Annotated in this window: 13 protein-coding genes; 6 read left to right on the top strand and 7 right to left on the bottom strand. The window is 73.5% G+C overall.

Annotated features, from left to right (window positions below; genetic code table 11):
* Window positions 1-308: 308 nt before the first annotated feature.
* The 3 genes from ACF1AG_RS00810 to ACF1AG_RS00800 are packed head-to-tail and all read right to left on the bottom strand — an operon-like array spanning window position 309 to window position 3,923.
* On the bottom strand, window positions 309-938 hold the full coding sequence (locus ACF1AG_RS00810) for a TetR/AcrR family transcriptional regulator (RefSeq protein WP_359747541.1): 630 nt from the start codon (window positions 936-938) through the stop codon (window positions 309-311).
* A 35-nt stretch (window positions 939-973) separates the two neighbouring features.
* Window positions 974-3,058, bottom strand: coding sequence for a YhgE/Pip family protein (locus ACF1AG_RS00805; protein ID WP_391809156.1), 2,085 nt, complete (start codon window positions 3,056-3,058; stop codon window positions 974-976).
* The gene (locus ACF1AG_RS00800; RefSeq protein WP_359607777.1) at window positions 3,030-3,923 is read right to left on the bottom strand and encodes an ATP-binding cassette domain-containing protein; all 894 of its coding nucleotides are present in this window, start codon (window positions 3,921-3,923) and stop codon (window positions 3,030-3,032) included. The genes ACF1AG_RS00805 and ACF1AG_RS00800 overlap by 29 nt, the downstream gene beginning before the upstream one ends.
* A 190-nt stretch (window positions 3,924-4,113) precedes the next feature.
* Here ACF1AG_RS00800 and ACF1AG_RS00795 point away from each other — a divergent pair, with 190 nt between their 5' ends.
* The 3 genes from ACF1AG_RS00795 (at window position 4,114) to ACF1AG_RS00785 (ending at window position 6,255) form a co-directional block, all read left to right on the top strand.
* The gene (locus tag ACF1AG_RS00795) at window positions 4,114-4,680 is read left to right on the top strand and encodes an SAV_6107 family HEPN domain-containing protein (RefSeq protein WP_359607775.1); all 567 of its coding nucleotides are present in this window, start codon (window positions 4,114-4,116) and stop codon (window positions 4,678-4,680) included.
* Window positions 4,681-4,793: 113 nt separating this feature from the next.
* On the top strand, window positions 4,794-5,564 hold the full coding sequence (locus ACF1AG_RS00790; RefSeq protein WP_359607773.1) for a methyltransferase: 771 nt from the start codon (window positions 4,794-4,796) through the stop codon (window positions 5,562-5,564).
* A gap of 286 nt (window positions 5,565-5,850) precedes the next feature.
* Window positions 5,851-6,255 carry a DUF3040 domain-containing protein gene (locus ACF1AG_RS00785; protein ID WP_359607771.1) on the top strand — a complete coding sequence of 135 codons (405 nt, stop codon included), beginning with the start codon at window positions 5,851-5,853 and terminating at the stop codon, window positions 6,253-6,255.
* A gap of 175 nt (window positions 6,256-6,430) precedes the next feature.
* Here the strand turns inward: ACF1AG_RS00785 and ACF1AG_RS00780 are convergent, their stop codons facing one another.
* The 4 genes from ACF1AG_RS00780 to ACF1AG_RS00765 form a co-directional block, all read right to left on the bottom strand.
* Window positions 6,431-8,818, bottom strand: a complete 2,388-nt coding sequence (locus ACF1AG_RS00780; RefSeq protein ID WP_391809155.1) for a DUF3488 and DUF4129 domain-containing transglutaminase family protein — start codon at window positions 8,816-8,818, stop codon at window positions 6,431-6,433.
* Window positions 8,815-10,179: a DUF58 domain-containing protein gene (locus ACF1AG_RS00775; RefSeq protein WP_391809154.1), complete on the bottom strand. Its 1,365-nt coding sequence runs from the start codon at window positions 10,177-10,179 to the stop codon at window positions 8,815-8,817. The genes ACF1AG_RS00780 and ACF1AG_RS00775 overlap by 4 nt, the downstream gene beginning before the upstream one ends.
* Window positions 10,179-11,246, bottom strand: coding sequence for a MoxR family ATPase (locus ACF1AG_RS00770; RefSeq protein WP_359601652.1), 1,068 nt, complete (start codon window positions 11,244-11,246; stop codon window positions 10,179-10,181). The genes ACF1AG_RS00775 and ACF1AG_RS00770 overlap by 1 nt, the downstream gene beginning before the upstream one ends.
* Window positions 11,247-11,504: 258 nt before the next feature.
* A complete protein-coding gene (locus ACF1AG_RS00765) occupies window positions 11,505-12,053 on the bottom strand; it encodes a carbonic anhydrase (protein ID WP_359601653.1) in 549 nt (182 codons plus the stop codon).
* Window positions 12,054-12,466: 413 nt separating this feature from the next.
* Between ACF1AG_RS00765 and rsmH the strand changes: the two genes are divergently transcribed.
* The 3 genes from rsmH (at window position 12,467) to ACF1AG_RS00750 (ending at window position 15,977) form a co-directional block, all read left to right on the top strand.
* Window positions 12,467-13,420, top strand: a complete 954-nt coding sequence (gene rsmH, locus ACF1AG_RS00760; RefSeq protein ID WP_391809153.1) for a 16S rRNA (cytosine(1402)-N(4))-methyltransferase RsmH — start codon at window positions 12,467-12,469, stop codon at window positions 13,418-13,420.
* Between the two features lie 86 nt (window positions 13,421-13,506).
* Entirely contained in the window at window positions 13,507-14,013 is a 507-nt protein-coding gene (locus ACF1AG_RS00755) for a septum formation initiator family protein (RefSeq protein ID WP_359601655.1), read from the top strand.
* Between the two features lie 5 nt (window positions 14,014-14,018).
* Window positions 14,019-15,977, top strand: a complete 1,959-nt coding sequence (locus ACF1AG_RS00750) for a penicillin-binding protein 2 (RefSeq protein ID WP_359601656.1) — start codon at window positions 14,019-14,021, stop codon at window positions 15,975-15,977.
* The last annotated feature ends 8 nt before the right edge of the window (window positions 15,978-15,985 follow it).

The following is a 15,985-nucleotide window of genomic DNA, read 5'->3' as shown; positions in this document are numbered from 1 at the left end:
ACCGGGCCCACGGCACCGGCGACACGGGGCGCCGGAACGGGGACCGGCCCGCGATCCGCTCCTTCCGCCGGCGCCGTCGGCGGGAGCGAGGCACGGGGGAACCCGGGGGACGACCGCAACGGGGTTCCACGGGGGGACGTACGGGGGATCACGGGGGAACAGGGAGGCGCCGGCCCGGCCGGTGGCCCGCGGGGGACGCGGCCACCGGCGGACCGGCGCCTTCGCGTGTCCGGCGCCGGGGCGGACCAGGGTCTTCGGTTCGGATCGGGCCGGACCCCGCGAGCCCGGCGTGATCCGAACGAAAGACCCTAGCCGCGGCCGCTGACCCGGCCCTGCAGCAGCCGCGACAGCGCCGCGTGCACGTCGTCCAGCGACCGCTCCGGCTGGAACGACTTCCAGTCCAGCGCCGCCACCAGCACCATGCCCACCAGCGCCGCCGCCGTCAGCGGCACGTCGATCTCCTCGCTGAACTCCCCGGCCGCCACGCCCTCGCGCAGCACCCCCTCGACCACCGCCACGGCCTGCTGCCGCACCACCATCAGCGTGGACTGCCAGGCCCGGTTGGTGCGCCAGAGCTCCGCCACGTACAGCTGGGTGAAGGCCGGGTAGCGGTCGATGAAGACCAGCCCCGCCCGGATCATGGCGTCGAGGGCGTCGACCCTGCTCCCGCCCTCCTGTTCCGTCCGCTCGGCCGCCTCCCGCAGCGAGGAGGTCAGCAGGCCGACCCCGTGCCGCAGCAGCTCCTCGAAGAGGACCGACTTGCTCGCGAAGTTGTAGTAGACGGTGCCCTTCGCGACGCCCGCCCGCTCGGCGATCTCGTCCACGGTGGTGGCGGAGAACCCCTGTTCGGCGATGAGCGTGACGGCCGCCTCGTAGAGCTTCTGCCGGGTTGCCTCGCGGCGGGCGCTGCCGCCCGGCGTGGTGCTGCTGCGTTCCATGGCCCTGATTCTCACAGGAGCTCCGGCCGGCCGGTTCACAGGCTCAGCTCCGGGTGCAGCCGGTCGAGCGTCCACACCTGGCGGCGGCGGGCCGACAGCGCGGTCAGCGCGAGCGCGCCGGCCGTGAAGGCCGCCAGCACCGCGCAGGCCGTCCACACCGGCCCGAGACCGCCGCCCGAGATCAGCCGCCGCAGCGCCTCCACGACGTGGGTCATCGGCAGGAACGGGTGCAGCGCGTTGAAGAAGTCCGGACTGGTCTGTACGGGGTACGTGCCGCCCGCCGAGGTGAGCTGGAGCATCAGCAGCGCCAGCACCAGGATGCGGCCGGCCGCGCCGAAGCGGGCGTTCAGCCACTGCACGAGCGCCGCGAAGCACGCCGTCACCAGGAACAGGAAGCCCACCGTCCCTGCCGCCCGGGCCATCCGGAGGCCGAGCCCCCAGTGCAGCACCGACATCAGCGCCACGGTCTGCAACACCCCGATCGCCACCACCGGCAGCCAGCCCGCCAGCGCGATCCGCCAGGCGGAGGCGCCCGCCGCGAGCGCCCGCCGGTTCATCGGCGCGATCAGCATGTACGCCACCATCGCGCCCACCCACAGCGACAGCGGGATGAAGTACGGGGCGAAGCCGGTGCCGTAGTTGGGCGCCTTGTGCAGGTCGCGGGAGACCAGCCGCACCGGGTCGGCCATCACCTCGGTGCGCTCGTCGCGCTCGGCCTTGTCGTAGTCGGGGATCTGCTCGGCGCCCTCGTGCAGGCCGCCGGCCAGTTCCTCGGAGCCGTCGACCAGCTTGAAGAGTCCGCCGCTCAGGTCGTCCGCGCCCGTCGTGAGCTTCCTGACGCCCTTGTCCAGGTCGAGGGCGCCGGTCTCGGCGGTGGCGAGTGACTTGTTGAGCTTCTTCGCCCCCGCCGCGACCTTGCCCGCGCCGGCGTCGAGCTTGTTGATGCGGCCGACGGCGTCGTCGAGGTCCTCGGAGAGGTGCGGGGCGCGGCCGGCGAGCGCACGCGCCTGCTTCTCCAGGGTGGCGAGGTGGCCGTCGAGCTTCTTCAGGTCCGCGCGGTGTCCGGTGACCAGGTCGCCGACGTCGTCCGCGACGGACGAGGCGGTCGCCACCGCCTCCTTGGCCTTCCTCAGCTCCGGGCAGGCCGGGTCGGGCTCGTCGGCGTCCTCGCAGCGCTCGCGGTGGAGCGCCTCCATGGTGCCCAGCGCCTCACGGGCGTCCTTCGCGGCGGCAGGGGCCTTCTCCGTCAGCGCGTCCAGGTCGTCGCGCAGCTGACCCGCCGTGTCGGCCACGGAGCGTGCCGTCTCCCCGATGGCCTTCTCGTTCCTCTTCAGGAACGGGCCCGCCTCCGCGTTCAGCGCGTTCACCTTCTCGGCGAGCCGGCGTGTGCCGTCGGCCACCTTCCCGGAGCCGTCCTCCAGGGTGCCCGCGCCCTTGTGCAGGTCCTTCAGGCCCTTGGACAGCTTGCCGCTGCCCGCGCGGGCGTCCTTCAGCCCGGCGACGAGGTCCTTGGAGCCCTTCTCCGCCTTGCCGATGCCCCCGTTCAGCTTGTCGGCGCCCTGCGCCGCCTTCACCGTCTCGCCGTGCAGGTCGGAGAAGGAGACGAAGATCTGGTCCAGGAAGGACCGGGAGGTCTTCGTCGACGCGGCCCGCCGCACCTCGCCGAAGACCGTGCGGGAGATCTGCCCGACGATGTAGTTGTTCGCGTCGTTGGTGCGCACCTGGAGGGCGCCGGTCTCGGGGGAGTCGCCCGAACTGGAGGCGACACGGCGGCTGAAGTCGGCCGGGACGGTGAGCGACAGGTAGTACGTGCCGTCCTCGATCCCGCGCCGGGCCTCCTCCTCGCTCACCTCCCGCCAGTCGAAGGCGGAGCTGTCGTGCAGCCCCTCGGTGATGTCGTCACCGGCCGTGATCCGCTCGCCGTTCGCCGTGGCTCCCTCGTCCTCGTTCACGAGGGCCACGGGGATCCGGTCGAGACGGCCGTACGGGTCCCAGAACGACCACAGGTACAGGGCGCCGTAGAGCAGGGGCAGCACCAGCAGGGCGACGAGCGCCGCGCGCGGGAGGGTGCCGCGGCCGAAGCGCCGCAGCTCAAGAGCGGCCAGTCGCGGCGATCGCATCGTCGGCCTCCTTCTCGTGGGGGGTGGCCGGGCCGGAGGGTGCGGTCTCCGGCGCCGCTTCGGTCCTCTCGTGGGCGGCGTCCGCGGTGACGGCGGGGGACTCGTCGGGCTCGTCGCCGGTGAGGGCGGCGGGCCCGTCGTTCGCCGCGCCGCCGGACCGGTCCGCGCCCGTGCGGACGACCACCGCGTCGGACGGCGGCTCGCTGCACACGGCGAGCACCGTGACCCCCATGCCGGTGACGGACCGCAGCAGCTCCCACACCTCCTCCCGCTCGCCGGCCGACAGCTTCAGGTCGGTGTCGTCGACCCCGAGCAGCCGGGGACGCCCCAGCAACGCCAGCGCCAGCGACAGCCGCAGCGCCTCCACCCGCTCCAGGTCCCGCACCGCGGTCCGCTCGCGCTTGGGCAGGGCGGCCGGATCGAGCCCGGCGGTGGCCAGCGCCTCGTCGATGTGCCGGCGCCGCTCCCGCCGCCGCTCGGCGCGCGGGCGCAGCAGCTGCCGGGGCCGGGGGAGCGCGTCCCCGAAGCGGCGCCGCAGCAGCTCCTGCTCGCGGAGGTGCTCGGCGACGGTGAGCGACGGATCGAGGTCGGTCACCCCGCTCACGTGCGCCAGGGCGCTGCGGCGGCGTACGGCGGCCATGTGCCGGGGCAGTTCCAGACCGCCGACGGCGGCCCGCCCCGCCGTGGGCCTCATGCGTCCGGTGAGCGCGAGCAGCAGACAGGTGCGGCCGGTGCCGGACGGCCCGGCCACCGCTGTCAGCGAGCCGGGCCGGGCGTCGGCCGACACGTCGCGGAAGGCCCACCCCCGTGGTCCCTTCAGGCCGAGGCCGTCGGCCACGACGGCGAGTCCGCTCGGATCGTCCACGAATCCCCCTGGAACGTGTCGCTTCTTTTGAACCGGCTTTTGAACTGACTGGTCAGTGCAAAAGTTAGCTCGAACCGGCAAGCGAGGCAACGTCGCAGGTCAGAACGGATTGTCAGTGCCATACCGCACGATGTGCACATACGGCACTTGCCTCATGGCGTGCCGTCACGAAGACGACAGGAGGTTCGTCATGGCCCACTCGTCCGCAGCCGCCGCCCGTCGGCGCCGCGCAGCCGGCCCTGCCCCCTCACTGAACAACGGCCCGGCGAGCGACATCCACCCCGTGCTGCGCCGGGCCGCGGCCCCGCCCGCCGCCCTCGACCTGCTCGCCCAGGCCCGTGCCGGACTCGACGAGGCCGCCGTCCTCGACACCCCCAACGAGCGTTACGCGACGGCCCACCTGGCCGCCCTGCGCACCGCCGCCGCCGTGCTCGCCGCCCGGGGCAGGCCCGAGACCTCGCCCCGGGCGCGGGCGAAGATACGAAGTGCCTGGGAGGTGCTCCCGGAGATCGCGCCCGAACTCGCCGAGTGGAGCGCCCTCTTCGCCTCCGGGGCGCGGCGCCGGGCCCGCGCAGAGGCGGGCATCCAGGGCGCGGCGACCGTGCGGGACGCCGACGACCTGATCCGGGACGTGGCGATGTTCCTGCGCCTGGTCGAGCGGATGCTGGTGCTCCAGCCGGTGCTGCCCCAGCCCCGCCCCGACCACGACGGCGGCCCGGACAGCGCTCCGCGCGGCGACCTGCCCGACGCGGGCTGACCCGGGGCCCACCGGGTGACGGCGGGCCACCGCGCAGGCCATAGGGTGGACAGCGCCTGAAACCCGATCGCCCCGCCCCACCCCAGGCGGTGCCCCGCCGAGGAGTCACCACCGTGTCGGACCCGATGCGCCCCCGCGCCGCTCTCCGTACCGCCGTTGTCTGGGACGTCCTCCAGGACGCCCTGGAACGCAGGGTCAAGGCCACCGGACGGCAGGCCCTGGACGTCCTCGACACCGGCGGCGGCAGCGGCAACTTCGCCGTGCCCCTGGCCCGGCTCGGACACCGGGTGACCGTCGTCGACCCCAGCCCGAACGCCCTCTTCGCCCTCGAGCGCCGCGCCGCCGAGGAGGGCGTCGCCGACCGGGTGCACGGCGTGCAGGGCGACGCCCGCGGCCTCTTCGACGTCGCCGAGCGCGGCGGCTACGACGTCGTGCTGTGCCACGGCGTCCTGGAGTACGTCGACGACCCGGCGGAGGGCGTGCGCAACACGGTGGCCGCCCTGCGCCCCGGCGGCGTCCTCAGCCTGCTCGCCGCCGGCCTGGGCGGCGCGGTCCTCGCCCGTGCCCTCGCCGGCCACTTCACGGAGGCCAGGCAGGCCCTCGACGACCCGAACGGCCGATGGGGCGAGGGCGACCCCGTACCCCGCCGCTTCACCGCCGAGCAGCTCACCGGGCTGGTGCGCGGTGCGGGCCTGGAGGTCGGCGCGGTGCACGGCGTCAGGGTCTTCTCCGACCTCGTCCCCGGAGTCCTGGTGGACACCGAGCCCGGGGCGCAGGAGGCGCTGCTGAAGCTGGAGGCCGCCGCGGCCGAGCTCACCGCGTTCCACTCCGTGGCCACGCAGCTTCATGTGCTCGGTGAGGCGGGAGAGGCCGCCGGGGCGTGAGCGGCCCCCGTGACACGGCGCTGATCAGCGGCGCGTCCGGCGGCCCCGGGGCGCATGGACTCTGCCACAGGCCCCCCGAATGGCGGCTCGGAGCCGTATGATCGAGGGAGACCGCCCGGCATGACGGGTCGGCCGCCGGGGAATGACAGCCTCAGCGGACCGGTGCGTGATGGCGGACACCGGTTGGCAATTGGCGCAGAGGGGCGGGTTTCACGGGGGCGATTCCCTGCCTATCCTTAAGGGACCCCCCGGGTCGCCCCGGCGACTGCACGATGAGGAGGACTCCGTGCCGCTCTCGGAGCACGAGCAGCGCATGCTCGAGCAAATGGAGCGAGCGCTGTACGCCGAAGATCCCAAGTTCGCGACGGCGCTCGAGGGAAGCGGGCTGCGTACGTACACCCGGCGACGGGTCTACCAGGCGGTCGCGGGCTTCCTCGTAGGTATTGCGCTCCTCATGGCCGGTATGGTCGCCCAGCAGGTGTGGCTCAGCGTCGTGGGTTTCCTCGTGATGCTGGGGTGCGCCGTGCTCGCGGTGACCGGATGGCGCAAGGCGCCAAAGCCGGGCGAGCAGGCCGCGGGGGCGGCAGCAGCCCCGCGTGCGGGCCGCCAGGGCAGAACGCGGCGCTCGATGATGGACCGCATCGAGGAGCGGTGGCAGCGCCGGCGCGACGAGCAGGGCGGCGGCCACTGAGGCCTACGTGATCTTTGGTTCAGGGGTGTCCACCGACATGGGTGGGCACCCCTGAGTTGTCTCTGCGTATTCCTGCGGGTGCGTGGCGGGCTCTTCGCGCAGTTCCCCGCGCCCCTTCAGGGGCGCGGGGAACTGCGCGAACGGCTCACGACGGCCAGCAGCCGCCGATGAGACCTCAGCCCCGCTGACGCGTGGGCAGATGCCAGTCGGGGCGAAGGGCGACCACACGGTCCCGGAGGGACACCCAGCGGTCGGACACCGCCCACACCACCCGTACGGCCGATCGCGGCACCAGTACCGCCCGCAGACGGCCCGCCCGGGACGCCGAGTCCCGCAACGCCCCCGACGCGCGCCGCACATCCTCCGCCAGCCCGACAGCCGGCCGCGGACGGGGCGCGTACAGCACCTGCTCCACCGCCTCCGCCAGCCTCCGCACCGACACCGCCGCATCCCCCTCGAGCCCGCCCGTCCGCACGATGCGGTCGGCCGCCCCGCGCGGGGTCAGCGACTCGTCCGGCACGATCCCGTGGTCCCAGGCCGTGTCCGTCAGCTCCTCCCAGGCGGCCAGCACCCGCGGAGCGACGGCCTCCTCCGTACGGCCGTGGCCGCCGAGCCGGATCGCCCGCATCCGCGTCCGCCACAGCAGCGGCGACAGCGGCAGTGCCAGTACCAGCAGCCCGGCCAGTGCCCACAGCAGCACCACGTGCCACTTCGGTCCGTCGCCGTCCGTCGGCAGGGCCGCCTGCGGCGACTCGCTCTCGCAGGAGCCCGGGTCGCTGCCGTCCGCCCGGCAGTCGGTGCTCTGCGACGGCTGCGCCGACGGGTCGGCCGGCGCGGCCTGCGACGGCCGGGCCGGATCCGCGGGACCGTTGTCCTCGACGTCCTGCACGGTGTAGTCCGGCGTGGAGCCCCGGGTGGGGGTCGGCTCGAACCGCGTCCAGCCCACGCCCTCGAAGTACAGCTCGGGCCAGGCGTGCGCGTCCCGCATAGCGACCGAGACCGTGCCGTCGGCCTGCGGGGTGCCGGGCGCGAAGCCGACCGCGATCCGCGCCGGGATGCCCAGCGACCGCGCCATGGACGCCATCGCGAAGGAATAGTGCACGCAGAAGCCACGCCTGTCCTGCAGGAAGCGGGCGATCGCCTGCGAGCCGCTGCCGACCTCGACCTCGGTGTCGTACTGGAAGTCCCCGCTCAGCGTGAACCAGTCCTGCAGCATCACCGCGCGGTCGTAGTCGCTCTTCGCGCCGTCCGTCACGTCACGGGCGGTCTCGGCCACCACGGGGGGCAGGGAGTCGGGCAGGTCGGTGTACTCGCGCAGCAGGTCGGCCGGCGGCTCCGGGGCCTTGGCCAGCTGCTCCGCCGTCGGCCGCACGTCCAGGCTGCGCACCTCGTAGGTCAGGCCGCGCGTGTTCTGCCCGTGGTCGCCGACCAGCGTCATGCCGACCGGCTCGTACCGCCAGTCGCCCTGCACGCTCACCCGGCTCGGCGGGTACGGCATCGGCAGCCACGTCTGGCCGTACCACTCCGCGACCGAGACCGACGTGCCGACCTCGCTGAACTCCACGTCCGGGCCGAGTCCCGGCGGGGCGGGGAAACCTTCGGGCACCTGGGTGATCGCCCGCTTCGACGGCTTCCACGTGGTGCCGTCGAAGTCGTCCAGGGACACGATGCGCAGGTACAGGTCCGAGGTGTTCTCCATCTCGGTGCGCACCGAGAACACCGCGCGGTCGTCGTTGTTGTTCAGCGAGTCGCGCAGCGACACCAGAGGGTTCACCGCGGAGATCGTGCCGCCCCCGCCGACGCCCGCGCCCACGCCCCGGCCGTTCGGATCGAGCAGACCGCCGTCCATAGCGGGCAGCGCCAGCGGCGCCACCAGGGCGATGCCCAGCGCCACCGCCCCGATCCGGTGCCCGAACCGAGCCGGCGCCGGCGCGCCCGGCGTCTCCCGGCTCCGGCCGCGGGGCGGCCCGGCGAACACCCGGCCCCACTGCGACAGCCGGTCCCGGCCCTCGGCGAGCAGCAGCATCAGGTAGCCGGCCGCCGCCAGCAGGAACCACAGCCACTCGATGCCGTTGTCCGTCAGGCCCGCGGCCACCGAGTACAGGGCGAGCAGCGGCAGCCCGGCCGGGGCCGCGCTGCGGAAGGTCACCGCGAGCACGTCCACCAGAAGGCCGATGACCAGCACCCCGCCGACCAGCATCAGCCGGATGCCGTCGCTCAGCGGCGCCGGTATCGCGTACCGGTTGACGTCCTGGCCGCCCTGCTCCAGCAACTGCCCGAGGAAGCGCAGCGCGTCGGGGCCGGGTATCAGCCCGGCGACGGCCTGCTCCCGGGCGAACAGCAGCGTGAGCAGCAGCAGCGTGACGACGACCTGCGCCGCCACCGTCAGCGACCGTGCCAGCGGCACCCGCCGCGCCGCCGCGCCCACGCCCGCCTGCACGCCCAGCAGCAGCGCCGCCTGAAGGATCCAGAGGGTCGACTCCACGAGCGGCAGCAGGGCGCAGGCCGCCAGCAGGGTGGCCGCCCACGCGCGCACCGTGAGCCTGGCCAGTGAGCTGATCACGGTCCCTCCCCGGCGCCCGCCGCCACCAGGCCCGAGCGCTCACGGTCCGCCTGCCGCCACAACTGCTCCAGCGAGGCGCCCCGCGGTACCGCCACGGCCGTCCAGCCCGACTCACGCAGCATCCGCAGATGCTCCTCGCCCGGCCGCCCCTCCGGTCCGGGCACGTCAGACGGCTCCCGCAGCCAGTCGTCGCTGTCCAGCAGGAACGCCACGGCGCCGCCGCTGCGCTGCCGCATCCGGGCCAGCACCGCGGCCTGCTCGTCGTCCAGGTCGCCGAGGAACGCCACCAGGAGTCCCTCGCTGCCGGACCGCAGCACGTCGTAGGCGCGGGACAGGCCCTCCTCGTCGGAGTGGTCCACCACGGCCAGCGTGTCCATCATCAGTCCGGCCGCCTCCGCGGACTCCTGGTGCACCCCCGAGAAGCCGTCGGCGCCCTCCCCGGGCACCGAGTCGCCGGTGTCCGTCAGCAGCCGCACCGAGAAGCCCCGCTCCAGCATGTGCACCAGCACCGAGGCCGCGCCGGACACCGCCCACTCGAACGCCGAGTCGGGCCCGGCGCCCTCGTAGGCGATGGCACGGGTGTCCAGCAGCACCGTGCAGCGGGCCCGCCGCGGCTGCTCCTCGCGGCGCACCATCAGCTCGCCGTAGCGGGCGGTGGAGCGCCAGTGGACGCGGCGCAGGTCGTCGCCGTAGCGGTAGCCGCGGGGGATCACGTCGTCCTCGCCGGCCAGCGCCAGCGAGCGCTGCAGCCCGTCGCCGTACCCCCTGGACTCGCCGGACAGCCGCACCGGCGGCAGCGCCTCCACCCGGGGCGTCACCGTCAGCGTGTCGTACGAGGAGAACGAGCGGTTCAGCTCGCACATCCCGAACGGGTCGGACAGCCGCAGCTGGAGCGGGCCCAGCGGGTAGCGGCCGCGCAGGTCGGAACGGACCCGGTAGGACACCTCGCGGCGCCCGCCCGCCTCCATCCGGTCCAGCACGAACCGCGGGCGCGGGCCGAGCACGTAGGGCACCCGGTCCTGGAGCATCAGCAGGCCCGTGGGCATCCGGGAGACGTTGTCCATGCGCAGGTGCACCCGAGCCTCGGTGCCCGCCGGCACCCGGCCGGGGGAGAGACGGCGGCTGCCCGCGACCCGGTAGCGGGTGCGGTGGAGCACGGCCGCGCACACCAGCGGCAGCACGGCGAGGAGCAGGCCGACCCGCAGCAGGTCGCTCTGCCCGAGCACGTACGCGCAGACGGCGGCGGCGATCCCGGCCGCCAGGAAGGAGCGCCCCCGGGTGGTGAGCCCCGCCAGGGCGGTCCTCAGCCCGCTCCGGTCGCCCCGGTCGTCGTCGGCGTGGACCGCGCCGGCGGTGCTCATCACAGCCTCCGGGGCGGCTGCTGGCCGTAGCCTCCGCGGCCCAGGCCGAACCCGGCGGGCTGGCCGGCCGCCGCGGGCACCGTGGTGCGCTGCAGGATCTCCTGGACCACCTGCTCGGCGGTGCGGCGGTTGAGCTGGGCCTGGGCGGTGGGCAGCAGACGGTGGGCGAGCACGGCCACGGCGAGCTCCTGCACGTCGTCCGGCAGCGCGTAGTCACGGCCCGCCAGAGCGGCCGCCGCCTTCGTCGCCCGCAGCAGGTGCAGCGTCGCGCGCGGCGACGCGCCGAGTCTCAGGTCGGGGTGCGTGCGGGTGGCGGCGACCAGGTCGACCGCGTACCGCCGGATCGGCTCGGCCACGTACACGCCGCGCACCGCCTCGATGAGCTTCACGATGTCGTGCGCGTGCGCCACCGGCTGGAGGTCCTCCAGCGGGGAGACGCCGCCGTGCACGTCGAGCATCTCCAGCTCGGCCTCCGCGCTCGGGTAGCCGACCGACACGCGGGCCATGAAGCGGTCGCGCTGGGCCTCCGGCAGCGGGTAGGTGCCCTCCATCTCGACCGGGTTCTGCGTCGCCACCACCATGAAGGGGCTGGGCAGTTCGTAGGTCTTGCCGTCGATGGTGACCTGTCGCTCCTCCATCGACTCCAGCAGCGCGGACTGCGTCTTCGGCGAGGCGCGGTTGATCTCGTCGCCGATGACGATCTGCGCGAAGATCGCGCCCGGCTTGAACTCGAAGTCACGGCGCTGCTGGTCCCAGATGGACACACCGGTGATGTCCGAGGGCAGCAGGTCCGGTGTGAACTGGATGCGCCGCACCGAGCAGTCGATCGACCGCGCCAGTGCCTTCGCCAGCATCGTCTTGCCTACTCCCGGGACGTCCTCGATGAGCAGATGTCCCTCGGCGAGCAGCACGGTCAGCGAGAGCCGTACGACCTCGGGCTTCCCCTCGATCACGCCTTCCACCGAACCGCGCACGCGCTCCACGACGGCGGTCAGGTCCTCCCCGACCGCCCCGTATGCCCGGTCGGGGGCGCCCCCATGGCTTGCACGATCGTCATAGGTCGTCACCCGGCCCTCCTCGGCCTTACCCACGCTCAGCGATGAGCGGGGGGTTCCCCAAATGTGCCGGCCGATCCCGTACCCGGCGGACCGGCCCACCCCGAATCACGGGCGCCACGCGGAATCAGTTCCGCGTGACACCACTTCCGCATTCTTGCCGCCGTTACCGTTTCGTGTCACTCGCCTGTGGACAACTGACAGCGATATGTCAGCTCTTACGACGTTCGACGGCTCTCCGGGTACGGCCGGCCCAGGACGGGCGGCCGGTCAGGCGGGGTCGACCTCGCGCAGCAGACCCGTCTTCACGTCGAAGACGAACCCGCGCACGTCGTCGGTGTGCAGCAGGAACGGCGAGGTCCGCACGCGCTGCATCGACTGGCGGACGTCCTGGTCCACGTCCCGGAAGGCCTCGACGGCCCACGCCGGACGCTGTCCCACCTCCATCTCGAGGTCGTGCCGGAACTCCTCGGTGAGGGACTCCAGGCCGCAGTTGGTGTGGTGGATGAGGACGACGCTGCGGGTGCCCAGCGCCCGCTGGCTGATGGTCAGCGAGCGGATCACGTCGTCGGTGACCACACCGCCGGCGTTGCGGATGGTGTGACAGTCGCCCAGCGCCAGGCCGAGCGCGTCGTGCAGGTCGAGGCGGGCGTCCATGCACGCCACCACGGCGACGTGGAGCACCGGGCGCGCGTCCATGCCCGGATCGGTGAACGCGGCGGCGTAACGCTCGTTGGCCTCGACCAGTCGGTCGGTCACGGTGCCGGAGCCGGCGATGGCGTTCCCGGAACCTGCGGGCACGGATGCAGAAGTCGTCATACCCATGACGGTAATGGTCACGCGGGCCTCGAGCCCGTTGTGAGAGGTGACAAAGAACGTCACCGATGCTTGGTGTGAGGTAACCCACAGGAGTGGTGTGACCCCCTGCCTACGGGTGATGTGCCCGATCCGCCTCTTGACCCGCGCGGGCCGCGACGCGCAGTCCGGTTGATTGACCGGGCCGGACCGTGGACTAAAGTGACGCGAAGCGGGAGGTGAGACCGTCCGCTGCATTGACTTCCCCGGATCCCCCGGCGCCGACCAGGGGATCTCCCGCGTGCGCGGCGCGTACGTACGGCTCGGCCTTCTCCCGCCGCCGCCCGGCCGACGCCTCCGGCGCCGGCCGCCCCCTCACCCGGGGAGGGCGGGAACCCGGCAGTGCGTGAGCGCCGAGCCGGAATTGAGAGGGCCTCTTGAGCCAGCGACACGTCCCGGTGATGCTCCAGCGGTGCCTGGACCTGTTGGCACCCGCCCTGGAGCGGCCGGGAGCGGTGGTGGTCGACTGCACGCTGGGCCTCGGGGGCCACAGCGAGGCGCTGCTCAGCCGCTTCCCCGCGGCCCGGCTCGTCGCCCTGGACCGCGACAAGGAGGCGCTGCGCCTGTCCGGCGAGCGGCTCGCCCCCTTCGGCGACCGGGCCACCCTGGTGCACGCCGTCTACGACGAGCTCCCCGACGTCCTCGACCGCCTCGGCGTCCCGCGCGTGCAGGGGATCCTGTTCGACCTCGGGGTGTCCTCGATGCAGCTCGACGAGGCCGGCCGCGGCTTCGCCTACGCCCAGGACTCCCCCCTCGACATGCGCATGGACCAGACGACCGGCGTCAGCGCCGCCGAGGTCCTCAACACCTACCCGCCCGGCGAGCTGGTCCGCATCCTGCGCGCCTACGGCGAGGAGAAGCAGGCCAAGCGGATCGTGGCCGCGATCGTCCGGGAGCGCGAGAAGGAGCCCTTCACCACCAGCGCCCGCCTGGTCGAGCTGATCCGCGACGCGCTGCCGCAGGCCGCCAAGCGCACCGGCGGCAACCCGGCCAAGCGCACCTTCCAGGCCCTGCGGATCGAGGTCAACGGCGAGCTGTCGGTGCTGGAGCGGGCGATCCCGGCGGCCGTGAAGTCCCTGGACGTCGGCGGCCGCATCGCCGTGCTGTCGTACCACTCCCTGGAGGACCGGCTGGTCAAGCAGGTGTTCGCGGCGGGCGCCGCCACCACCGCCCCGCCCGGACTCCCCGTCGTCCCCGAGCAGTACCAGCCGCGGCTCAAGCTGCTCACGCGCGGTGCCGAACTTCCCACCGAGGAGGAGATCGCCGAGAACCGCCGTGCGGCCCCCGCACGGCTGCGCGGCGCGGAGCGCATCCGGGAGGACGTCGGGTGAGGCGGCTCCGGTGAGGCACGGGCCGGTCCGGAAGCGGACGACGGCCGGGTGAAACGGGCGGGACGAGCGGACTCAGGGGAGCGTGAGTGACCAGGAAACCCGAACAGAAGGGGCGGCCCGAGCTGCGGGGGAGGGCGGCGAGGCTCGCGCACCTCCTGCCCACCGGCCGCGCCCAGGCGGCGCGCACCCCTTTCGTGCTTCTCGTGGTCCTGCTCCTCGGGGGCGGTCTGATCGGCCTGCTGGTGCTGAACTCCGCGCTCAGCGAGGGCGCGTTCCGCCTCGACGACCTCCAGCGGGAGACCAAGGAGCTCACCGACGAGGAGCAGGCCCTGCAGCGCGACATCGACGCCTACTCCGCCCCCGACGCCCTCCAGCGCCGCGCCCGCGAGCTCGGCATGGTGCCCGGCGGCGACCCCGCCTTCCTCGGCCCCGACGGCAAGGTCAAGGGAGTGCCCAGCGCGGCCTCCGCCGCCCGCGCGCCCCTGGTCCTCGCGCCCGAGGCGCTGGCCACGGCGACGGCCCCGCCGCCGTCGTCAGCGCCGTCGCCGCAGTTCGCCCCCCGTTCCCCGCACGCCACGACCCCCGGCAGGTGACGGAAGTGTCCGACAGGCAACCGCCCCGCCGCCGGGTGCCCGGACCCGCCCGGCCCGTCCGTCCGGCCGCCCGCGGCCGCACCGGCCCCGGCGCCCGCCCGGCCCGCGGGCCCGGCGGACCGCGCCCCGGCGCCCCGAAGACCATCCGGCTGGGCAGCCCGCGCCCCCGGCTGCGCCTGGTCGGCGTCGGCCTGACCCTCGTCATGCTCGCGTTCGTCGTCCGCCTGGTGCAGGTCCAGGCCGTCGACGCGAGCACCTACGCCGGCAAGGCCGAGCGCAACCGCTACGTGGGGCAGGTGCTGGCCGCCGAACGCGGCGAGATCACCGACCGCAACGGCGTGGCCCTGGCCACCAGCGAGGACGCCTACGACATCACCGCCGACCCCACGATGTTCGCCCCGGACGAGCTGAAGATCGACGACGGGCCCGAGCAGGCCGCGGCGCTGCTCGCCCCGATCCTCGGCGCCGACCAGGAGGACCTGGTCCGCAAGCTGCGGCCCGACAACCCGGCGCTGCGCTACGTGAAACTGGCCGGGCGGCAGACCCCGCAGGTATGGAGGCAGATCAAGGACCTCAGGTCCGCCCTCGCCGCCAAGTCCGAGACGGACAGCTCGACGGTCAACGTGCTGGCCGGCGTCTTCTCCGTGCCGACCAGCAAGCGGGTGTACCCGAACAACGAGCTCGCCGCCGGGATACTGGGCTGGGTCAACGCCGAGGGCAAGGGCAGCGGCGGCGTCGAGCTCCAGCTCGAGAAGCGGCTGGCCGGCGAGGAGGGCAAGATCCGCTACGCCCAGTCCGGCGGCCGTCTGGTGCCCACCGCGGGCTCCACGGAGACCCCGGCCGTGCCCGGCGACGACATCGAGCTCACCATCGACCGCGACATCCAGTGGGCGGCGCAGAACGCCATCAGCAAGCAGGTGGAGGAGTCCGCCGCCGACCGCGGCTACGTCATCGTGCAGGACACCCGCACCGGCGAGGTCCTGGCCATGGCGAACGCCCCCGGCTTCGACCCGAACGACCTGTCCGACGCCGACCCCAGGACGCTCGGCAACGCGGCCCTCCAGGACGCCTTCGAACCGGGCTCCACGGCCAAGGTGCTGTCCATGGCGGCCGTGCTGGAGGAGGAAGCCGCCACCCCCGGCACCCATGTCGTGGTGCCCAACCGGCTGCACCGCGGCGACCGGTTGTTCAAGGACGACATCGACCACCCGACCTGGTACCTGACGCTCAACGGCGTCCTCGCCAAGTCCAGCAACATCGGCACCATCCTCGCCACCGGCCAGCTGGGCAGGACCCAGTCCCAGGCCAACAAGGTGCTGTACGACTACCTGCGCAAGTTCGGCCTCGGCAGCCACACCGGACTGGGCTTCCCGGGCGAGACCAAGGGCATCCTCGCCCCGCCGGACCAGTGGTCCACCTCGCAGCAGTACACGATTCCTTTCGGCCAGGGCGTCTCCATCAACGCGATGCAGGCCGCCTCCGTCTACTCGACCATCGCCAACGGCGGCGTCCGCGTCGAGCCCACCCTCGTCCGCGGCTCCAAGGGACCGGACGGGCGCTTCACCCCCGCCCCCGAGCCCGAGAAGACACGGGTCGTCAGCGAGAAGACGGCGAAGACCCTCGCGCAGATGCTGGAGTCGGTCGTCGACGACGAGGAGGGCACCGGCACCAAGGCCCGCATTCCGGGGTACCGGGTCGCCGGCAAGACCGGTACGGCGAACCGCGTGGATCCGGCCACCGGGAAGTACCACGGCTACACCTCGTCCTTCGCCGGCTTCGCCCCCGCCGACAAGCCCCGGATCACCGTCTACTGCGTCATCCAGAACGCCACCCAGGGCAGCTACTTCGGCGGGCAGATCTGCGGCCCCGTCTTCAAGAAGGTCATGGAGTTCTCCCTGAAGACCCTCCAGGTCCCGCCCACCGGAGCCGCCCCCGCCGCCCTGCCGGTCACCTTCAAGCCCTGATCCCGTAC

This window comes from Streptomyces sp. NPDC014764 (assembly GCF_043082785.1).
In the GTDB taxonomy this organism is placed as follows: domain Bacteria; phylum Actinomycetota; class Actinomycetes; order Streptomycetales; family Streptomycetaceae; genus Streptomyces; species Streptomyces althioticus.
This window is presented reverse-complemented; position numbering and strand designations above follow the sequence as displayed.